Source organism: Cytobacillus sp. Bva_UNVM-123 (genome assembly GCF_046351715.2).
Taxonomy (GTDB): Bacteria; Bacillota; Bacilli; order Bacillales; family Cytobacillaceae; genus Cytobacillus.
Genome location: NZ_CM177772.1, coordinates 3,278,510 through 3,298,233, shown reverse-complemented (window position 1 = coordinate 3,298,233; position 19,724 = coordinate 3,278,510). Strand labels below are relative to the sequence as shown.

Genomic DNA, 19,724 nt, shown 5'->3' with positions numbered 1-19,724 from the left:
TCAGGTAGAATGCCTAGGAGAAAGACGGAGATATTTCCGTCTTTTTTTCATGGTATGATAAAATAAAGATTAATCGACAAACTGGCAAATTGCTTTATCGTAAAACCTTGAAATCAGTCGAATGAAGTAGAAAATGTAAGAAAACTAATGGTTTTCTCATGTTTTTGAGAAAATTATAATAAAAGAAAAGGAATTCCTGTTGCATTGTCGAATTTCTTAAATAGGATAGAGATAATAGTTGGAAAATGGACTAATAATTGGATCGAGGAGGAAATTTTGCGTGAAGAAGATTAAAGTTTGTGTTGTCGATGATAATAGAGAGCTTGTTGGGTTATTAGAAGAGTATATATCATCTCAGGATGATATGGAAGTAGTTGGTGTTGGTTATAATGGGCAGGAATGTTTGGAGATTGTTGAGCAAGTCGATCCAGATGTTCTTGTTTTGGATATAATTATGCCTCATTTAGATGGGCTTGCCGTATTAGAAAAGCTACGTAGTTTAAATAAAAGCCATCTTCCTAATGTGATCATGCTAACAGCCTTTGGTCAGGAAGATGTGACGAAGAAAGCTGTAGATTTAGGGGCATCATATTTCATTTTAAAGCCTTTTGATATGGATAATCTTGCACGGCATATTAGACAAGTTAGTGGAATTACGAATCCTGTTATTAGAAAATCTTCTTCAACCTATCGTTCTCAAACTGAATCAAAGCCGAAAAATCTTGATGCAAGCATTACGAGCATCATTCATGAAATTGGAGTACCAGCCCATATTAAAGGATATATGTATTTGCGTGAAGCCATTGCTATGGTATACAAGGATATTGAGCTCCTTGGTTCAATTACTAAAGTGCTGTACCCAGATATTGCGAAGAAATACAATACGACGGCAAGTCGCGTTGAGCGGGCAATAAGACATGCTATAGAGGTAGCATGGAGTCGAGGAAATATCGATTCGATCTCTTCTTTATTCGGTTATACTGTCAGTATGTCAAAAGCAAAACCGACTAATTCTGAATTTATTGCAATGGTTGCAGATAAATTACGATTAGAGCATAAAGCTTCTTGAAATTTATGAAATGATGAATAAAAATGGCGTTCTCGAATTGAGAGCGCTTTTTTAACTTAATTAAAAGGAGTCATATTATGACACAAATATTTGCCCATAGAGGCTATTCTGCTTTATATCCGGAAAATACAATGAAGGCATTCATTGAGGCTGAAAAAGTTGGTGCTGATGGGATTGAACTTGATGTCCAAATGACAAAGGATGGAGAAATTGTTGTCATCCATGATGAAAGAGTTGATCGCACAACCAATGGAAAAGGATTCGTAAAAGATTACACATATAAAGACTTAAGAAACCTAGAAATAGGCTATAAGAAAAAGTTATTTTTGCAAAAAGAATCGATTCCTTCTTTAACTGAGGTTTTGGAATGGATGTCAACAAATCAAATGATTTGTAATATCGAGTTGAAAAATGGTGTGTTTCCGTATGAGGGGATGGAAGAGAAGGTCATTGAACTTGTACATTCATTTAATATGATGAAACGTGTCATTTTCTCTTCTTTTAATCATTACAGTCTTGTTTATTGTTATCGAATAGACCAAGAAATCGAAACGGCTCCATTATTTTCTGAAGGGCTTTATATGCCTTGGGTGTATGCTAAATCGATAGGAGCAAAAGGCATTCATCCAATATATACAATTGCAAGAAGTGAATTAGTGAGAGCATCAGAGGAATTTGGGATTGCCGTAAGGCCATATACAGTGAATAAAGAAAATGTTATGCAACGTTTGATACGGGATGGGTGCTCCGCATTTATTACCGATGACCCTCTAAAGGCAATGCAAGTTAGAGAACAAGAAAATAGCAAGTATTTTGATTCGTGATATTATAGGATTCATGAACTTAAAAATAAAGGCAATCGGAAAGAGTTTCCGTTTGCCTTTATTTTACTTTTTTAAAGCGCGCCTGAACTTTATTTTTCTTTCGATCACGATGAAGAATAAAGCCTGCTACAAAGCCTAACCCAAGTAGAAACATTAATAGACCAACAAGAAATTGCAGCCATAAATAAGGAAAAGGATATTGGAGAATGCCAAAAACCATATCTCTCATTAATTTTATTCCGTATGCTGCGATAAAACCTGGGATTAATAATATTATTAAAGCAAAAATTCTTACCATTAGCGATTCCCTTCAATTCGTCAATTGGTTCTTATCAAAAGTATCAAATGAATACGAAAATTTGTCAAGCGATACAAATATCGATAAAATAAAGATGCGTGAAATAATTTGCATAGTGTATAATGAAATAACTTTCAAGAAAAATGGCAGGTGCAATAAAATGCAAACAGTAATGATTGTTGGTGCAGGTAAAGGTGGAACAGCAATCTTAAAAATTATGAATGAAACAGACATGTTAGAAGTTATTGCCATGGTTGATCGTAATGCCGATGCAGAAGGTATTTTATTGGCTGAGAAAAAAGGGATCGCAACAGGTACAGATTGGCGTCAATTTATGAAACAGGAAATTGATATTATTGTTGAGGTGACTGGAAGCAAGGAAGTATTTCTTGACATACGCGAAGCGATATCAAATAACTCGGTATTAATCCCAGGAAGTGTTGCATTTTTATTAGCAAGATTAATTGAGGAAAAAGAATCGTTAATTACGAGTATACGAAATGAAACGTATAAATTTGATCTTATCTTTAATTCAACCGGTGACGGAATGGTTGTCGTGAATAAAAACTCAGAAGTTATTTTCTTTAATCGCAGCGCCGAAAAAATGACAGGCGTAAAAAAAGAAGAAGCCCTTGGGCAGCATATATACAGTGTAATCCCTGATAGTCAATTACCCCGAACGATAGAAAATCGACGAATCGAAGCGAACCATGAGTCTGTCCTCGCAAATGGATTAAAAATAATTTCAACGAGAGTACCGATGGTAGGAGAAAATGATGAGATCATTGGTGCGTTTGCAGTATTTAAAGATATGACAGAAGTAATGGATCTCGCTGAAGAAATTACGAATTTAAAAGAAATTAAGACAATGCTTCAAGCCATTATCCAATCGAGCGATGAAGCTATTTCTGTTGTGGATGAAAATGGGAAGGGAATTATTATTAATCCAGCCTATTCAAGGATTACAGGTCTTTCAGAGGATGAGATCATCGGTCAACCGGCAAATGCGGATATTTCGGAGGGTGATGAAAGTGTCCATATGAAAGTTCTTCAGACGAGAAGAGCTGTAAGGGGCGTAGCAATGAGAGTCGGCCCGAATAAAAAAGATGTTGTTGTGAATGTCGCACCTGTCATTGTTGATGGAAAGCTTAAGGGTAGTGTTGGTGTCATTCACGATGTTTCTGAAATTGAAGCATTGAATAGGGAGTTAAATCAAGCAAGACAAATCATTCGGACACTTGAGGCTAAATATACTTTTGAAGATATTATTGGAAGCTCTGAGGAAATGACGATTGCCATTGAGCAAGCTCGATTAGGGGCGAAAACGCCAGCTACAGTTTTGCTGAGAGGTGAATCTGGAACAGGAAAAGAGCTTTTTGCTCATGCGATACATAATGGAAGTGACCGAAAATATAATAAATTTATTCGTGTAAATTGTGCAGCCATTTCTGAATCATTATTAGAAAGTGAGCTATTTGGCTATGAGGAGGGTGCATTCTCTGGTGCGAAAAGAGGTGGAAAAAGAGGACTTTTCGAAGAAGCGAACCATGGAAGTATCTTCCTTGACGAAATTGGAGAGTTAACCGCAAGCACACAGGCGAAACTATTAAGGGTACTTCAAGAAAAAGAAATTACACGAGTCGGTGGGACAAAGCCGATTCAGATCGATTTAAGAGTAATAGCGGCGACAAATGTTAATTTAGAAAAAGGAATTGCGAATGGGACATTTAGGGAAGATTTATATTATCGCTTAAATCGCATGCCGATCCATATTCCTCCATTGAGAAAACGAAAAGAAGATATCGCATTGCTTTGTAGGCGACTAATTCAAAAAATCAATCAAGAATATGGTCGTAATGTCGAAGGCGTTTCTGAATCGGCCATTCAAAAGTTGATGGAATATGATTGGCCTGGAAATGTGCGAGAGCTTGATAACATACTTGGAAGAGCCATCATTTTTATGAAGTATAATGAATTCATTCTTGATGAGGTGCACGTGCCTGACTTAGTTAAGAAATCAGAAGGTACAGACAAAAATCATGATCGTTTAAGCAGCAGTGAAAACTTTACGTTAGCTCAACTTGTAGAGCAATTTGAAAGAAACGAGATTTTAGAGGTGCTTCGAAAGACTGGTGGAAATAAGACGCTAACAGCAAGATTACTCGGATTATCTGTTAGAAATTTGTATTATAAGCTCGAAAAATATGATATTGCAAATAATAGCCTGCAATAATTTTCATGGTATGAATAATTTTTCATACAAAAGTCATGCATATAAAGCGTTTTCAAAAGTTTGTAAACTGGCATGATTATTGCATACTAAATAAATGCAGTTCATTTTAGGCTGAAAAAAAGGGGTTGATGGGACAGGATGGAATTGGATTTGCTAATAGAAAGAGCAACCCGTTATAAGGAAAAAACGGTAGCAGTTGCGGCTGCTGAAGATTTCGAAGTGATCGAGGCGATTGCGAAAGCAGTTGATAGAAATTTAGCCTCATTTTTATTATTTGGGGATAAAGAGAAAATTCAGCGCATCATCGAGGAACGGCATAGTGAGTTGGTATCAAATAAGAAAATCCAAATTATTCATGCTAACTCCAGTGCTTTAGCTGCAGAAAATGCTGTAAAAGCGATAAAATTGAATGAAGCGAATGTTCTTATGAAGGGAAATATTCCAACGGCAACCATCTTAAAGGCTGTATTGAATAAAGAGTATGGTTTAAGGACTGGAAATGTATTATCCCATGTAGCTGTTTTTGAAGTACCTGGCTTTGATCGATTTACGATTATAACTGATGCAGCGATGAATATTGCACCTGATTTAGAGCAAAAAGCTCAAATTATTCATAATGCAGTAGGAATTGCGAAAAGCATCGGAATTGAAGTGCCTCGTGTCGCTCCAATTGCGTCTGTTGAGGTTGTAAACCCTTCAATGCCGGCTACACTTGATGCTGCAGCCCTAACGGTAATGAATAAACGAGGTCAACTGACTAATTGCATTGTAGACGGTCCACTTGCATTAGATAATGCTGTTTCGATAGCAGCCGCTGAACATAAGGGGATTAAAAGTGAAGTAGCAGGACAAGCAGATATACTATTAGTACCGACGATAGAAGTTGGGAATGCTCTATACAAATCATTAATATATTTTGCAAATTCAAAAGTAGGTGCTGTCATTGCTGGTGCAAAAGCACCAATTGTATTAACATCTAGAGCTGACACAGCCGAAAGTAAACTATATTCTCTTGCATTAGCGATTTGTTCAGCAACATAATATATTTTATTATCTTACGTATAAGGACAACAGCAAATTGCTGGAATTCCAAAAAAATAAATGAATGAAAGTCTTAGGAGGAATAGGACAATGGAAATTTTTAAATATCTAGAAAAATATGATTATGAGCAAGTAGTATTTTGTCAAGATAAACAATCAGGATTAAAAGCAATCATTGCTATTCATGATACAACATTGGGACCAGCTTTAGGTGGTACAAGAATGTGGACATACGCTTCTGAGGAAGCAGCAATAGAAGATGCTTTACGTCTTGCAAAAGGCATGACATACAAAAATGCTGCAGCTGGGCTAAATCTTGGCGGAGGCAAAACAGTTATTATTGGTGATCCGAAAAAAGATAAAAATGAAGAAATGTTCCGTGCGTTCGGCCGTTATATTCAAGGATTAAATGGTCGTTATATTACTGCTGAAGATGTAGGAACAACTGTGGCTGATATGGATCTAATTCATGAGGAGACAGATTATGTAACAGGTATCTCTCCTGCTTTTGGTTCATCAGGCAACCCTTCTCCTGTAACTGCATATGGGGTCTATGTTGGAATGAAGGCTGCGGCGAAAGAAGCATTTGGTTCTGACTCATTAGAAGGTAAAGTAGTAGCTGTTCAAGGTGTAGGTAATGTAGCTTACACATTATGTAAACACTTGCATGAAGAAGGTGCAAGTTTAATCGTTACCGATATTAACAAAGAAGCAGTTCAACGTGCAGTTAATGATTTTGGAGCTAAAGCAGTTGAGCCAGATGAAATTTATAGTGTTGAATGTGATATTTATGCACCTTGTGCACTTGGAGCAACAGTAAATGATGAAACGATTCCTCAAATTAAAGCGAAAGTCATTGCAGGTTCTGCTAACAATCAATTAAAAGAAGAACGTCATGGTGATATCATTCATGAAATGGGTATTGTTTATGCACCAGATTATGTAATAAATGCCGGCGGTGTAATCAATGTAGCAGATGAGCTATACGGCTATAATGCTGAACGTGCGTTGAAAAAAGTTGAAGGACTATACGATACCATTAGTAAAGTGATTGAAATTTCAAAGCGTGATGGAATTCCAACGTATAAAGCAGCGGATCGTATGGCTGAAGAAAGAATTGAAAGAATGAGAAATTCTCGTAGCCAATTCTTACAGAATGGCCACCACATACTAAGCCGCCGTTAACTAGAAAGGCTGCGGTGCCTTGCACTGCAGCTGAATAAAGAAAGCGGATATGGAGGTTAAATAGTGCAAGAACATAATAATCGAATACTTGTTATCAATCCTGGATCAACTTCGACAAAAATTGGGGTATTTGATAATGAAACTTCTATTTTCGAAAAAACAATACGTCATGATAATGCACTTATTAATTCATTTAATAACATCATTGAACAATATGAGTTTCGTAAAGACATCATCCTGAAAACATTGGATGAGGAAGGCTTTAATATCTCTAAGTTAAATGCGGTTTGCGGGCGTGGAGGTTTATTACGACCAATTGAAGGTGGGACATATGTTGTTAATGAACAGATGCTGAAAGATTTACGAGAAGGTAAAGCTGGACAGCATGCCTCTAATCTAGGAGGAATCATTGCATATGAAATTGCAAAATCTTTAAATATCCCTTCATACATCGTTGATCCAGTAGTTGTTGACGAATTAGCGCCAATTGCTCGTATCTCTGGTTTTTCGCTAATTGAACGAAAAAGTATTTTCCATGCTTTAAATCAAAAAGCTGTAGCGCGTAGAGTAGCAAGGGAAATGGGAAAAAGGTATGAGGATCTAAACTTAATTATCTCCCACATGGGGGGAGGAATTACGGTCGGTGTTCACCAAAAAGGAAGGGTTGTAGACGTTAACAATGGCCTTCATGGAGATGGTCCATTTAGTCCAGAACGTGCAGGCACCGTTCCAGCAGGTGATTTAATTTCATTATGTTTTTCGGGTACGTATTACCGAGAGGAATTAATGAAAAAACTAGTCGGCCAAGGTGGTCTTGTCGGATATTTAGGCACAAATGATGCCATAACAGTGGAAAAAATGATTGAAAAAGGCGATGAGAAAGCTAAGCTCATTTACTCTGCGATGGCCTATCAAGTGGCAAAAGAAATTGGAGCAGCAAGTGCTGTCCTAAGTGGTAAGGTGGATGCGATTATTTTAACAGGTGGTCTTGCCTATGGAAAGGAATTTGTAAAAGAAATTAGTGACCGAATTAACTGGATTGCTGATGTCATTATACAACCTGGTGAAAATGAGCTACAGGCTTTAGCAGAGGGAGCTCTTCGTATTCTTCGTGGTGAAGAGACTGTTAAGGATTACCCTGGTTCCGTAATTGAGCAAGTCACTATGAATTAAAAAAAGGTCCTATTGGTGTTACACATATTTTAAGAGGGGGAAATAATGTGGCAGAGGAATATGATTTAGTTATTCTTGGTGGAGGAACAGGCGGATATGTAGCGGCTATTCGTGCTTCACAGCTAGGATTAAAAACAGCATTAGTTGAAAAAGGACAACTTGGTGGTACATGTTTGCATAGAGGATGTATTCCTAGCAAGGCATTACTGCGAAGTGCTGAAGTTTATAAAACAGCAAAACGTAGTGAGGATTTTGGCATTAGTGTAGGAGACATTTCTGTCAATTTTAGTAAAGTACAAGAAAGAAAAAATAAAATTGTTGATCAGCTTCATAAAGGTGTTCAACATTTAATGAAACAAGGTAAAATTGATGTGTTTGAAGGGATTGGACGCATTCTTGGTCCGTCAATTTTCTCCCCAATGCCTGGTACCATTTCTGTGGAAATGAACAATGGAGAAGATAATGCCATGCTCATTCCGAAAAATGTTATTATTGCAACCGGATCTCGCCCTCGTTCGCTTCCTAACCTTGCTATTGGTGGAAATGTGATGACTTCTGATGAAGCATTAATAATGAAGGAAATTCCGAAATCTATCATTATAGTTGGTGGTGGTGTTATAGGAATCGAGTGGGCATCCATGCTCAATGATTTTGGTGCAGAAGTTACAGTTATTGAATATGCTGACCGCATTATCCCGACTGAAGATAAGGAAATATCAAAAGAAATGCAACGCTTAATGAAGAAAAAAGGCGTTAAAATTGTTACAAGTGCTAAAGTTCTTCCTGAAACTCTTCAACAAAATGAGGGAGTTACAATCGCCGCAGAAGTAAAAGGGGAACAGAAAGAATATACTGCTGAAAAACTTCTCGTTTCTGTAGGGCGTCAAGCAAATGTAGAAGGAATTGGTCTTGAAAATACAGATATTCAACTTGAAAAAGGTAGTATTGTAACAAATGAATATTACCAAACGAAAGAATCCCATATATATGCAATTGGTGACGTAATAGGCGGACTACAGCTAGCTCATGTTGCTTCACATGAAGGCATAGTAGCTGTTGAACACATCGCTAATCAAAACCCTTCCCCGATTGATTATAGTCTAGTATCTAAATGTATTTACAGTGCCCCTGAGGTAGGGAGTGTTGGATATACTGAAGAGGAAGCAATTGAAAAAGGATATAAGGTGAAAACAGGTAAATTCTCATTCCGTGCAATTGGAAAAGCACTAGTTTATGGGGAATCTGATGGATTCGTGAAAATTATTGCCGATGAAGAAACAGATGATATTCTCGGTGTTCATATGATAGGTCCACATGTAACGGATATGATTTCTGAAGCGGGACTTGCGCGTGTGCTTGATGCGACTCCTTGGGAAGTATCTCGTACAATTCATCCGCACCCTTCATTATCAGAAGCCATTGGTGAAGCAGCATTAGCTGTTGATGGTAATGCAATCCATGGTTAATAATTTTAGGAGGTTTTGAAATGGAAAAAAATCGTCATGAATCTTTAGGGTTAAGCGATGAAAAAGTATTAGAAATGTACGAAACCATGCTTCTAGCTCGACGTATTGATGAGCGTATGTGGCTTTTAAACCGTGCAGGAAAAATTCCATTTGTTATTTCATGTCAAGGTCAAGAAGCCGCACAAGTGGGTGCTGCTTTTGCACTTAATAAAGAAATTGACTACATACTTCCATATTACCGTGATATGGGTGTTGTCCTAACCTTTGGAATGACTCCGAAAGAGCTAATGCTATCTGCATTTGCGAAAGCAGAGGACCCTAACTCAGGTGGACGGCAAATGCCTGGACATTTCGGTCAAAAGAAAAATCGTATTGTCACAGGTTCTTCACCTGTAACAACACAAGTCCCACATGCAGTTGGTATTGCACTTGCAGGAAGAATGGAAGAGAAAGATATCGTGACATTCGTAACGTTCGGAGAAGGTTCCTCCAACCAAGGGGATTTTCACGAAGGGGCGAACTTTGCTGGAGTTCATAAGCTTCCTGTCATTTTCATGTGTGAAAATAATAAATATGCGATTTCTGTACCAATTGAAAAACAGTTAGCATGTGAAAATGTTTCTGATCGAGCGATTGGCTATGGAATGCCTGGGGTTACTGTTGATGGAAACGATCCTCTTGAAGTTTATAAAGTAGTTAAAGAAGCAGCTGATCGTGGTCGCCGTGGAGACGGTCCAACACTCGTTGAAACGATTTCTTATCGTTTAACACCACATTCTTCTGATGACGATGATCGCAGTTATCGTGCTCCAGATGAAGTAGCAGAAGCCAAAACAAAAGATCCGATCATTACTTTTGGTGCTTATTTAAAAGAAAATGGCATAATGGATGAGGTCAAAGAGAAAGAAATCAATGATCGTGTAATGGCAATGGTAAATGAAGCAACGGAATATGCTGAAAATGCGCCATATGCAGAACCAGAATATGCGCTGAAACACGTTTATGCCGAATAGTAAGGGGGAAGGAACATGGCTGTAATTTCTTATATTGATGCGGTGACAATGGCGATCCGCGAAGAAATGGAAAGAGATCCGAAAGTTTTCGTTTTAGGTGAAGACGTTGGGAAAAAAGGTGGAGTATTTAAAGCAACTCAAGGACTCTATGATCAATTTGGTGAAGAACGTGTCATTGACACTCCACTTGCAGAATCGGCAATTGCTGGGGTTGGCATTGGAGCTGCCATGTATGGAATGCGTCCAATTGCAGAAATGCAATTTGCGGATTTTATTATGCCAGCCGTAAATCAAATAATTTCGGAAGCTGCTAGAATCCGCTATCGTTCGAATAATGATTGGAGCTGTCCAATGGTTATTCGCGCTCCATATGGAGGCGGTGTACATGGTGCATTGTACCATTCACAATCTGTTGAAGCAGTCTTTGCTAATCAGCCAGGCTTAAAAATTGTCATGCCATCAACTCCATATGATGTTAAAGGTCTTTTGAAAGCTGCGATTCGTGATGAAGATCCTGTTCTTTTCTTTGAGCATAAGCGAGCATATCGATTAATTAAAGGTGAAGTACCTGATGATGACTATGTATTGCCAATTGGCAAAGCAGATGTGAAACGTGAAGGTGAAGATATTACGATTATCACGTATGGACTTTGTGTTCACTTTGCTCTCCAAGCAGCTGAAAAATTAGCAAGCGACGGAATATCTGCTCATATTCTTGATTTAAGAACTGTATATCCACTTGATAAAGAAGCTATTATTGAGGCTGCCTCGAAAACAGGAAAAGTATTGTTATTAACTGAAGACAATAAAGAAGGCAGTATTATGAGTGAAGTTTCTGCGATTATAGCTGAAAACTGCTTATTTGAGCTTGATGCACCGATCATGCGCCTTGCTGGCCCAGATATACCAGCAATGCCGTATGCACCGACAATGGAAAAATACTTCATGGTTAACCCAGATAAAGTTGAAAAAGCAATGAGAGAACTCGCCGCTTACTAAAAGAAAAGCGTAGGTGGCTTGCTCAGGGGCGACAAGCTTAAGGTAGGCTGGCGAGTAGGTTGTTTTTTAACCTACTTGGCAGAATGACTTAAGACCTCGAGCCCCTAGCCACCGAAGCTAGACAAAGAAAAGCGTAGGCGACTGCTAAGCCCTGACAAGCATAAGACGAGTAGACGAAATGGAATAGACAAAAAGGAGGGTAAATCCATTGGCAATTGAAAAAATTACAATGCCTAAACTAGGTGAAAGTGTCACAGAAGGTACCATTAGTAAATGGCTTGTTTCTGTTGGTGATAAAGTTAATAAATATGATCCACTTGCTGAAGTATTAACTGATAAAGTGAATGCAGAAGTACCTTCATCTTTTGACGGGGTAATTAAAGAATTAATGGCAGTCGAAGGTGAAAGCTATGAGGTTGGAGAGGTCATTTTAACGATTGAAACGGAAGGTGGAAGTACTGCCGTTAATGAAGAAGTACCAGTAGCAACTCCTGCAGAATCACCAAAAGCTGAAGAACAACAAACAGTAAATACAAATCCTTCAGTTGAGAAAGTGAGCAAAGCTGGATTACGTTATTCTCCAGCTGTATTAAAGCTTTCACAAGAGCATGGAATTGATTTAAATCAAGTAGCAGGCACAGGTGCTGGTGGTCGAATTACACGAAAGGATTTGACGACGCTCATTGAAACTGGAAACATACCAAAACCGAGCTCTTCAGCACAGACAGCCGCAGCTCCAGCTATTTCAGAACAAGAAAAAGCAGTGCCACAATTAGCTTCTGCTCCTGTAAAGCAAGCTGAAACTGCTATTAATGTACCGGTTGTTCCAGGTGATATAGAAATTCCAGTAACAGGAGTTCGGAAAGCAATTGCCGCCAATATGCTTCGTAGTAAACATGAAGCACCACATGCATGGACGATGGTAGAAGTAGATGTTACGAATCTCGTCGAATACCGTAATTCAATTAAAGATGAATTTAAGAAAAAAGAAGGCTTTAATCTTACATTTTTTGCTTTCTTCGTAAAGGCTGTTTCTCAGGCATTAAAAGAATTTCCACAAATTAACTCAATGTGGGCTGGAGATAAAATTATCCAAAAGAAAGAAATTAATATTTCAATCGCTGTTGCTACAGAAGATGCATTATTTGTTCCTGTGATAAAAAATGCAGATGAAAAAACAATTAAAGGCATTGCCCGTGAAATTGGTGAGCTCGCAGCAAAAGTAAGAGCAGGGAAATTAACATCTGCTGAGATGTCTGGCGGGACTTTTACAGTAAATAATACGGGTTCATTTGGATCTGTTCAATCAATGGGGATTATTAATTACCCGCAAGCAGCCATTTTACAAGTTGAATCGATTGTTAAGCGCCCAGTTGTTATGAATAACGGAATGATTGCGGTCCGTGATATGGTAAACCTCTGTCTCTCACTAGATCACCGTGTATTAGATGGTCTTGTTTGCGGTAGATTCTTACAGCGTATTAAAGAAATTCTTGAAAATATGACAAAAGAAAATACATCCGTCTATTAAATAGACAATGAGGCGCCAATTGTTTTTGGCGCCTTTGATTATATATAAATCCTTGGAAAAGTCTTTCTATGTATAATAAAATAATAAGTATATGATAAAAAATGTCTGAATTTATCAAGATGAACGGGCAGTAAAACCCCCACCTCAAGAAGATGTGTAAACTAAAATTCTACTTTATTGTAAGTTGAAGGGAGGGAAACTGTCTTTAATTAGACAGTAATTCATGTCAATTAAAAGGATGAAAAACGATACATTTTTGCAGCAAACGGTTACAATTTGGAAACAAAAAGCTGAAGAAGCACTAAAAGGAAAACCACTGGAATCATTGTCGACAAATACGTACGAACAAATTCAGTTACAGCCGCTTTATACAGCAGATGATTTGAAAAATCATGTTTCACAATTTCCTGGCCATTCTGATTTTCGCAGAGGGTCGAGCACTCTAGGCTATCTCGACAAAGGATGGGAGGTTGCACAGAAGCTATATATTAAATCTGAAGTAAAATTAAAAGAGGAACTTATAGCTAATTTAGCAAAAGGACAGACAACCTTATCCTTTCCCGTTGATCAAATGAATCTCAATAATTTTGAGAGTTTTATAGACGGCTTGTATTCAAAATACCCTTTTAGTATCGAAACAAATGAAAAACAAACAGAAGTACTGACAAAATTATCAAAGCTTACTGATTGTGAAAAAATCTCAGGTTATATTGCTTCTGATCCATTAACAGAGCATACAATGACAGGGATTGGAAATTTATCATACGATAACTGGGTGTCAAGCCTCCAAACTGCGAATAAAATGATGCCCAATCTACGAACAATCTTTATTAATACTAGTAAATATCATAATGCCGGTGCAAATGCTGTTCAAGAGCTTTCAATCGCGTTAGCACTCGGAGTCCACTATATACATGAGCTTTTACAGCGAGAATTCAGCTTAGAAGATCTTATAAGTAAATTTGTTTTTAATTTTTCCATTGGCGCAAATTTTTTTATGGAAATTGCTAAGCTGCGTGCAGCAAGAATTCTTTGGAGTAAAATAGCTGAAAGCTATGGAGCTGGTACGGAAGCACAAAAAATGGTCATTTCTGCCGAAACTTCTTCTTTTACAAAAACAGTATATGATCCATATGTGAATATTTTACGAGCTGGTAATGAAGCTTTTGCAGCGGTTCTTGGAGGAGTTCAATATCTTCATGTTAGCCCTTATAATGAGCCTGAAGGACATTCAACTGCATTTTCAGAAAGAATCGCACGTAATATTCAATTAATATTAAAAAATGAAGCCCATTTAGAGAGAATCATTGATCCTGCTGGTGGATCATGGTATGTAGAGAGCTTAACAAATGAGCTGGCAGAAAAGGCGTGGGCATTATTTCTAGAAATTGAAGAAAAAGATGGGATTGCAAATGCTTTAAAATCAGGCTGGCTTCAAGAAAAAATTAATGAAGTGTTAAAGAGAAGAAAAGAAGATATTTATACAAGAAAGCAAAGTATTATCGGAACGAATATGTATGCCAATTTGAACGATAAGGGACTAAAAATATCGAATATTAAGGGAGATTCAGTGATTTCTCAAGTTCGCTTATCTGAACCATTTGAGAAATTACGAGCTGCCGCCGAGAAAATGGAGCAGTCTGGAATTAAACCTGTCGCAGGACTTATCTGTTTAGGGGAATTAAAGGCCCATAAGGCTAGAGCAGATTTTATGACGAGCTTTTTTGCAACGGGTGGCATTCATAGCATAAAGAGTCAGAATATTGCTCATTTTGAAATGGCACTTCAATTCGTGAAAGAGACGAAGATTAATCATTATGTCATCTGTGGAACAGATAAGCAATATGAGGAATATGAGTCAATGATAATGGCATTAGTAAAGGAAAAACAACCAAATATAAAGATTTATCTCGCTGGGCTACCAGAGGCTGAAAAACGGGACCAATGGAAGAAGTTAGGCATTGCAGGGTTTATCCATCTACACAGCAATTGCTATGAAACTCTTTCTATCCTGCTTAGTGAAATGGAGGTGGCAAGCAATGGTTAAAAAACCAGATTTTAAACGTATTTCCTTGTTCAGTACAGAGAAGCAGAAGAAGGAAGAATGGTTGAAACAAGTACAATCAGAATTGAATGAATCAATTGATACACTTCTATTTGAAACAAATGAAAGTATATCTATTAAACCCCTGTACACAGAGGAAGATTTACAAGGTTTAGATCATTCACAAACCCTTCCGGGGCTTGCTCCATTTACACGTGGCCCCTATCCAACGATGTATGTCAATCGGCCATGGACTGTTCGTCAATATGCAGGTTTTTCTACAGCCGAAGAAAGCAATGCTTTTTATCGGAGAAATCTTGCGATGGGACAAAAAGGTTTATCAGTAGCATTTGATCTCGCCACACATCGAGGGTATGATTCCGATCATCCGAGAGTAATCGGGGATGTCGGAAAAGCGGGGGTAGCAATTGACTCTGTTCTTGACATGAAAACATTGTTTGATGGGATCCCATTAGATCAAATGTCTGTTTCAATGACAATGAATGGGGCTGTTTTGCCAATTATGGCCTTTTTCATCGTTACAGCTGAGGAACAAGGTGTAAGTCAAGATAAATTATCAGGCACGATTCAAAACGATATATTAAAAGAATATATGGTAAGAAACACTTACATTTATCCACCCGAAATGTCGATGAAAATTATTGCAGATATTTTTGAATACACTTCTAAATATATGCCGAAATTTAATAGCATTAGTATTTCAGGCTATCATATGCAAGAGGCGGGAGCTCCTGCAGATATTGAACTGGCATACACACTTGCAGACGGCTTAGAATACGTCAGAACAGGCTTGAAGGCTGGTATTGATATTGATTCCTTCGCGCCCCGATTATCATTTTTTTGGGCAATCGGTATGAATTATTTTATGGAAGTTGCTAAAATGAGAGCGGGCCGTTATATTTGGGCTAAAATGATGAAAGCATTTGACCCAAAAAATCCAAAATCAATGGCTTTAAGAACACATTCCCAAACTTCTGGTTGGAGCTTAACTGAGCAAGACCCATTTAATAATGTGACAAGAACACTTATTGAAGCTCATGCTGCAGCAATGGGGCATACTCAATCTCTTCATACGAATGCGCTTGATGAGGCGATTGCACTTCCTACAGATTTTTCTGCTCGTATTGCACGAAATACACAGCTTTTTCTTCAAGAGGAGACAAATATTACGAAGGTAATTGATCCATGGGGCGGTTCATATTATGTGGAAGCATTGACAGAACAATTAATAAAGCGTGCATGGGAACATATTGAAGAAATTGAAAGCTTAGGTGGAATGGCGAAAGCAATTGAAACAGGTTTACCGAAAATGAGAATTGAGGAGGCTGCTGCAAGAAGGCAAGCACAAATTGACTCGAAAAAAGAGACTATTATCGGTGTGAACAAATATCGTTTAGAGCAAGAAGAGCCTATTGAAATTTTAGACATTGATAATACTGCCGTTCGACTAAAACAAATCGAAAAATTAGACAAATTGAAAGCAACCCGTGATGAAAGTAAGGTAATACAAGCACTTGAGGCAATTACGCAAGCTGCTGATAAAGGTGAAGGCAATTTACTTGAGCTTTCTGTCCAGGCAGCAAGAGTAAGAGCAACACTTGGTGAAATCTCTGATGCGATCGAACGCGTTGCTAAACGTCATAAAGCCGTCATTCGTTCAATTAGCGGAATTTATAGTTCTTCATTTTCAAATGAGGAAGAAATCATAGAAGTGAAGAAGATGGCAGATGACTTTTTAGAAAACGAAGGTAGAAGACCAAGAATTTTAATTGCAAAGATGGGGCAGGATGGACATGACCGTGGGGCAAAGGTTATTGCAACAGCATTTGCAGATTTAGGCTTTGATGTTGATATCGGTCCATTGTTCCAAACACCAGAAGAAACAGCAAAACAGGCAGTTGAGAATGATGTACATGCTGTTGGGTTCAGTTCGCTTGCTGCAGGTCATAAAACATTGCTTCCTCAGCTTGTTCAAGAGCTCGAAAAACTCGGTCGAGAAGATATACTTGTATTTATTGGGGGAGTGATCCCAGCTCAAGATTACCAATTTTTAATGGAAAATGGTGCAGCGGCTATTTTTGGTCCTGGAACAATCATCCCTGTTGCCGCACAGAAAGTAATTGCCGAAATTTATCGTCGTCTCGGATATGAGGAAGTGACGCAATAAATGGATAAGTTTGTAAAAAGAAGTGTGTATGCCAAAAAAACGGATACAGAAATTAATACAGATAACCTTGCTGCAGGAGTCCTTGAAGGAAATCGAAGTGTGCTTGCTCGTGCAATTACATTAATTGAAAGTAATGCAGAACACCATTTTCATAAGGCACAAGAGTTATTGCAAATGCTCCTGCCACATGCTGGTAAATCAATCCGCATTGGGATTACAGGTGTGCCTGGTGCTGGTAAAAGTACATTTATTGAGGCTTTTGGTCAATTTTTATGTGATTTAGGTTTAAAGATTGCTGTTCTTGCTATTGATCCAAGTTCAAGTTTAAGTGGCGGCTCTATTCTCGGTGATAAAACGAGAATGGAGCAGCTTTCAAGAAATCCCCGTGCTTTTATTCGTCCATCACCTTCTGCGGGAAAGCTTGGAGGCGTCCACCGAAAAACAAGGGAAACGATGCTTTTATGTGAAGCTGCTGGTTTTGATGTGATTCTGATTGAAACTGTTGGGGTCGGGCAAAGTGAAGTCATTGTTAGAGACATGGTTGATTTCTTTATGCTGCTCGTTTTAACTGGTGCAGGCGATGAACTGCAAGGAATGAAGAAGGGGATTATGGAATTAGCTGATGCTATTATCGTAAACAAGGCAGATGGTCCGAACGAGCAACTAGCTTTACAAACAAAAGCTGAATATAATCGAATTCTTCACTTTCTTCAGCCAGCCACAAAAGGTTGGCAATCAAAAGCTTTCACATGTTCAGCCATTTTATATAAAGGACTAGATGAGATTTGGGATATGATTCGTGCTTTTGAGAAAAAAACGAAGACATCTGGTGCTTTCATCGATCGCAGAAGAGAACAAACGAGAGAATGGCTTTATTCAATGATTATTGACCAGCTGCAATTTAGCTTTTTTTACAACAAAGAAATCAAATCTTTGCTTCCAAAATTTGAAAATGAAGTGATTGCTGGTAAACGAACGGTTACTTCTGCAGTAGAAGATTTATTTCAAGTGTATTCTAAAAAATAAAGCTGCCCAAGCAGCTTTTTTTACATTAGAATCTAACTTAGTTGGAAATAGTGCTTTGAATTGGTATGATGTAAGTAGTCATTTTAATTCTACTAAAATAAAGGAGTGATCTTATGAATATGGATTTTAATTTTTTTATGAATGATGTCGTGAACCAAGCAAGGCAAGAAATCGTTGCAGCTGGTTATTCTGAATTAAAAACATCGAGTGAAGTTGAAGAGGCTCTTGCACAAAATGGCACTACACTTGTCATGATTAATTCTGTTTGTGGATGTGCAGGTGGTGTTGCCCGTCCAGCAGCTGCTCATTCTCTTCATTATGATAAGCGTCCTGATCATTTAGTTACTGTATTTGCTGGTCAGGATAAAGAGGCAACTGAAACAGCTCGCAGCTATTTTACTGGTTATCCACCATCCTCTCCATCTTTTGCTCTATTAAAAGATGGCAAGATCTGTATGATGATTGAGCGTCATGATATTGAAGGGTTTGAGCCGATGGCCGTTGTTCAGAAGCTGCAAGCTGCATTTGAAAAATATTGTGAAGACCTATAATGAGTGTAAAAAGTTCCGTTTCATACGGGACTTTTTTTGTTAAGGAAAAACTACTTTTTCAGAATAATAAAATATTCATATTATCCTATTAAAATTAGAAAAATATATTGCATCTACATAAACTTGTGTTAAAATACGTTAAAGTGAATAAATATTAATAATCATGCAATACTTGAAAATTAATTATAGATCACTGATAATAATATCATAATTATAGTAATTTTCAGACAATTATAGGGGGATAATAAGAGATGAAAAAGATATTTTCTTATTTTTTTGTTAGCATTCTCTTAATGGGTTTGTTAGCAGCTTGTGGTACAAGTGAAAAAGATTCAAAAAGTGGTTCAGAAGGAAGTCAAGAAAAGAAGGAAAAACTAGTTATGGGAACTTCTGCTGATTACCCTCCATTTGAGTTTATTGATACGGCAAAAGGTTCAGATATTATTGGGATTGATGCAGATATCGCGAAGGCAATTGCTGATAAACTTGGATATGAATTGGAAATTCGTGATATGGATTTTGGTGGTTTAATTCAAGCATTACAATCAGGTCAAGTTGATATTGTTCTTTCTGGTATGTCAGCTACAGATGAACGTAGAAAAAATGTAGACTTTAGTGATATTTACTACACTTCAAAGCATATGATCGTATCTAAAAAAGATAGTGGCATCACAAAACTTGAAGATTTAACTGGAAAAAAGGTTGGGGTGCAATTAGGCTCTATTCAAGAAGATAAAGCGAATGAATTAGCTGAAGAATTGAATATTAACGTTGAAAACCGAAATCGTATTCCTGATTTAATCCAAGAAATTAAATCTGGCCGTTTTGATGCAGCTGTGATAGAGGATACTGTAGCTCAAGGCTTTATTGAAAAAAATGAAGATTTAGAAGGCTTTACAATTGAAGATGCTGATGGTGGATATGCCATTGCTTTCCCGAAAAATAGTAAGCTGACTGCTGAATTTGATAAAGTATTAAAAGAAATGATTGAGAATGGTGAGCTTGATAATATTGTTAAAAAATGGTTTGATGGTGAATAATAAAAAAGTAAAAATTCAATTTGCTTGAAGTTTTACTATTTGC

General features: G+C 37.6%; 16 protein-coding genes. 15 read left to right on the top strand and 1 reads right to left on the bottom strand.

Features of this window, described 5'->3' with window-relative positions; translation table 11 throughout:
* The first annotated feature begins 280 nt into the window (after nt 1-280).
* A complete protein-coding gene (gene spo0A, locus KDN24_RS16930) occupies nt 281-1,069 on the top strand; it encodes a sporulation transcription factor Spo0A (RefSeq protein ID WP_409972377.1) in 789 nt (262 codons plus the stop codon).
* A gap of 77 nt (nt 1,070-1,146) precedes the next feature.
* A complete protein-coding gene (locus KDN24_RS16925) occupies nt 1,147-1,893 on the top strand; it encodes a glycerophosphodiester phosphodiesterase (protein WP_491348087.1) in 747 nt (248 codons plus the stop codon).
* A 58-nt stretch (nt 1,894-1,951) separates the two neighbouring features.
* Here KDN24_RS16925 and KDN24_RS16920 read toward each other — a convergent pair whose 3' ends face one another.
* Nucleotides 1,952-2,191: a DUF2627 domain-containing protein gene (locus tag KDN24_RS16920; protein ID WP_409972379.1), complete on the bottom strand. Its 240-nt coding sequence runs from the start codon at nt 2,189-2,191 to the stop codon at nt 1,952-1,954.
* Between the two features lie 160 nt (nt 2,192-2,351).
* Here KDN24_RS16920 and KDN24_RS16915 point away from each other — a divergent pair, with 160 nt between their 5' ends.
* The 13 genes from KDN24_RS16915 to KDN24_RS16855 all read left to right on the top strand — a co-directional run bounded on the left by KDN24_RS16915 (nt 2,352) and on the right by KDN24_RS16855 (nt 19,681).
* Nucleotides 2,352-4,424 (top strand): sigma 54-interacting transcriptional regulator, encoded by a 2,073-nt coding sequence (locus KDN24_RS16915; RefSeq protein ID WP_409972380.1) that lies wholly within the window; start codon nt 2,352-2,354, stop codon nt 4,422-4,424.
* A 138-nt stretch (nt 4,425-4,562) separates the two neighbouring features.
* On the top strand, nt 4,563-5,465 hold the full coding sequence (gene yqiS / locus KDN24_RS16910; protein WP_409972381.1) for a phosphate butyryltransferase: 903 nt from the start codon (nt 4,563-4,565) through the stop codon (nt 5,463-5,465).
* Between the two features lie 90 nt (nt 5,466-5,555).
* Entirely contained in the window at nt 5,556-6,650 is a 1,095-nt protein-coding gene (gene bcd / locus KDN24_RS16905) for a branched-chain amino acid dehydrogenase (protein ID WP_409972382.1), read from the top strand.
* Nucleotides 6,651-6,713: 63 nt separating this feature from the next.
* Nucleotides 6,714-7,823, top strand: coding sequence for a butyrate kinase (gene buk, locus KDN24_RS16900; RefSeq protein WP_409972383.1), 1,110 nt, complete (start codon nt 6,714-6,716; stop codon nt 7,821-7,823).
* Between the two features lie 47 nt (nt 7,824-7,870).
* A complete protein-coding gene (gene lpdA, locus KDN24_RS16895) occupies nt 7,871-9,289 on the top strand; it encodes a dihydrolipoyl dehydrogenase (RefSeq protein WP_409972384.1) in 1,419 nt (472 codons plus the stop codon).
* 20 nt (nt 9,290-9,309) lie between these two features.
* Entirely contained in the window at nt 9,310-10,302 is a 993-nt protein-coding gene (locus KDN24_RS16890; protein WP_409972385.1) for a thiamine pyrophosphate-dependent dehydrogenase E1 component subunit alpha, read from the top strand.
* Between the two features lie 15 nt (nt 10,303-10,317).
* Nucleotides 10,318-11,301 carry an alpha-ketoacid dehydrogenase subunit beta gene (locus KDN24_RS16885; protein ID WP_409972386.1) on the top strand — a complete coding sequence of 328 codons (984 nt, stop codon included), beginning with the start codon at nt 10,318-10,320 and terminating at the stop codon, nt 11,299-11,301.
* Nucleotides 11,302-11,509: 208 nt separating this feature from the next.
* Nucleotides 11,510-12,832 carry a dihydrolipoamide acetyltransferase family protein gene (locus KDN24_RS16880; RefSeq protein ID WP_409972387.1) on the top strand — a complete coding sequence of 441 codons (1,323 nt, stop codon included), beginning with the start codon at nt 11,510-11,512 and terminating at the stop codon, nt 12,830-12,832.
* A 223-nt stretch (nt 12,833-13,055) separates the two neighbouring features.
* Nucleotides 13,056-14,879, top strand: a complete 1,824-nt coding sequence (locus KDN24_RS16875; protein ID WP_409972388.1) for a methylmalonyl-CoA mutase family protein — start codon at nt 13,056-13,058, stop codon at nt 14,877-14,879.
* Nucleotides 14,872-17,064, top strand: a complete 2,193-nt coding sequence (gene scpA, locus KDN24_RS16870) for a methylmalonyl-CoA mutase (protein ID WP_409972389.1) — start codon at nt 14,872-14,874, stop codon at nt 17,062-17,064. The genes KDN24_RS16875 and scpA overlap by 8 nt, the downstream gene beginning before the upstream one ends.
* Nucleotides 17,065-18,090 (top strand): methylmalonyl Co-A mutase-associated GTPase MeaB, encoded by a 1,026-nt coding sequence (gene meaB, locus KDN24_RS16865; protein ID WP_409972390.1) that lies wholly within the window; start codon nt 17,065-17,067, stop codon nt 18,088-18,090.
* 113 nt (nt 18,091-18,203) lie between these two features.
* A complete protein-coding gene (locus tag KDN24_RS16860; RefSeq protein ID WP_409972391.1) occupies nt 18,204-18,641 on the top strand; it encodes a BrxA/BrxB family bacilliredoxin in 438 nt (145 codons plus the stop codon).
* A 251-nt stretch (nt 18,642-18,892) separates the two neighbouring features.
* Nucleotides 18,893-19,681 (top strand): transporter substrate-binding domain-containing protein, encoded by a 789-nt coding sequence (locus KDN24_RS16855; RefSeq protein ID WP_409972392.1) that lies wholly within the window; start codon nt 18,893-18,895, stop codon nt 19,679-19,681.
* The last annotated feature ends 43 nt before the right edge of the window (nt 19,682-19,724 follow it).

What these genes read in the sequence shown, in the direction of transcription:
- yqiS (WP_409972381.1), top strand. Translation starts at nt 4,563, where the DNA reads ATGGAATTGGATTTGCTAATAGAAAGAGCAACCCGTTATAAGGAAAAA.
- KDN24_RS16855 (WP_409972392.1), top strand. Translation starts at nt 18,893, where the DNA reads ATGAAAAAGATATTTTCTTATTTTTTTGTTAGCATTCTCTTAATGGGT.
- KDN24_RS16890 (WP_409972385.1), top strand. Translation starts at nt 9,310, where the DNA reads ATGGAAAAAAATCGTCATGAATCTTTAGGGTTAAGCGATGAAAAAGTA.
- KDN24_RS16860 (WP_409972391.1), top strand. Translation starts at nt 18,204, where the DNA reads ATGAATATGGATTTTAATTTTTTTATGAATGATGTCGTGAACCAAGCA.
- bcd (WP_409972382.1), top strand. Translation starts at nt 5,556, where the DNA reads ATGGAAATTTTTAAATATCTAGAAAAATATGATTATGAGCAAGTAGTA.
- scpA (WP_409972389.1), top strand. Translation starts at nt 14,872, where the DNA reads ATGGTTAAAAAACCAGATTTTAAACGTATTTCCTTGTTCAGTACAGAG.
- KDN24_RS16875 (WP_409972388.1), top strand. Translation starts at nt 13,056, where the DNA reads ATGTCAATTAAAAGGATGAAAAACGATACATTTTTGCAGCAAACGGTT.
- KDN24_RS16925 (WP_491348087.1), top strand. Translation starts at nt 1,147, where the DNA reads ATGACACAAATATTTGCCCATAGAGGCTATTCTGCTTTATATCCGGAA.
- KDN24_RS16885 (WP_409972386.1), top strand. Translation starts at nt 10,318, where the DNA reads ATGGCTGTAATTTCTTATATTGATGCGGTGACAATGGCGATCCGCGAA.
- KDN24_RS16920 (WP_409972379.1), bottom strand. Translation starts at nt 2,191, where the DNA reads ATGGTAAGAATTTTTGCTTTAATAATATTATTAATCCCAGGTTTTATC.
- meaB (WP_409972390.1), top strand. Translation starts at nt 17,065, where the DNA reads ATGGATAAGTTTGTAAAAAGAAGTGTGTATGCCAAAAAAACGGATACA.
- KDN24_RS16915 (WP_409972380.1), top strand. Translation starts at nt 2,352, where the DNA reads ATGCAAACAGTAATGATTGTTGGTGCAGGTAAAGGTGGAACAGCAATC.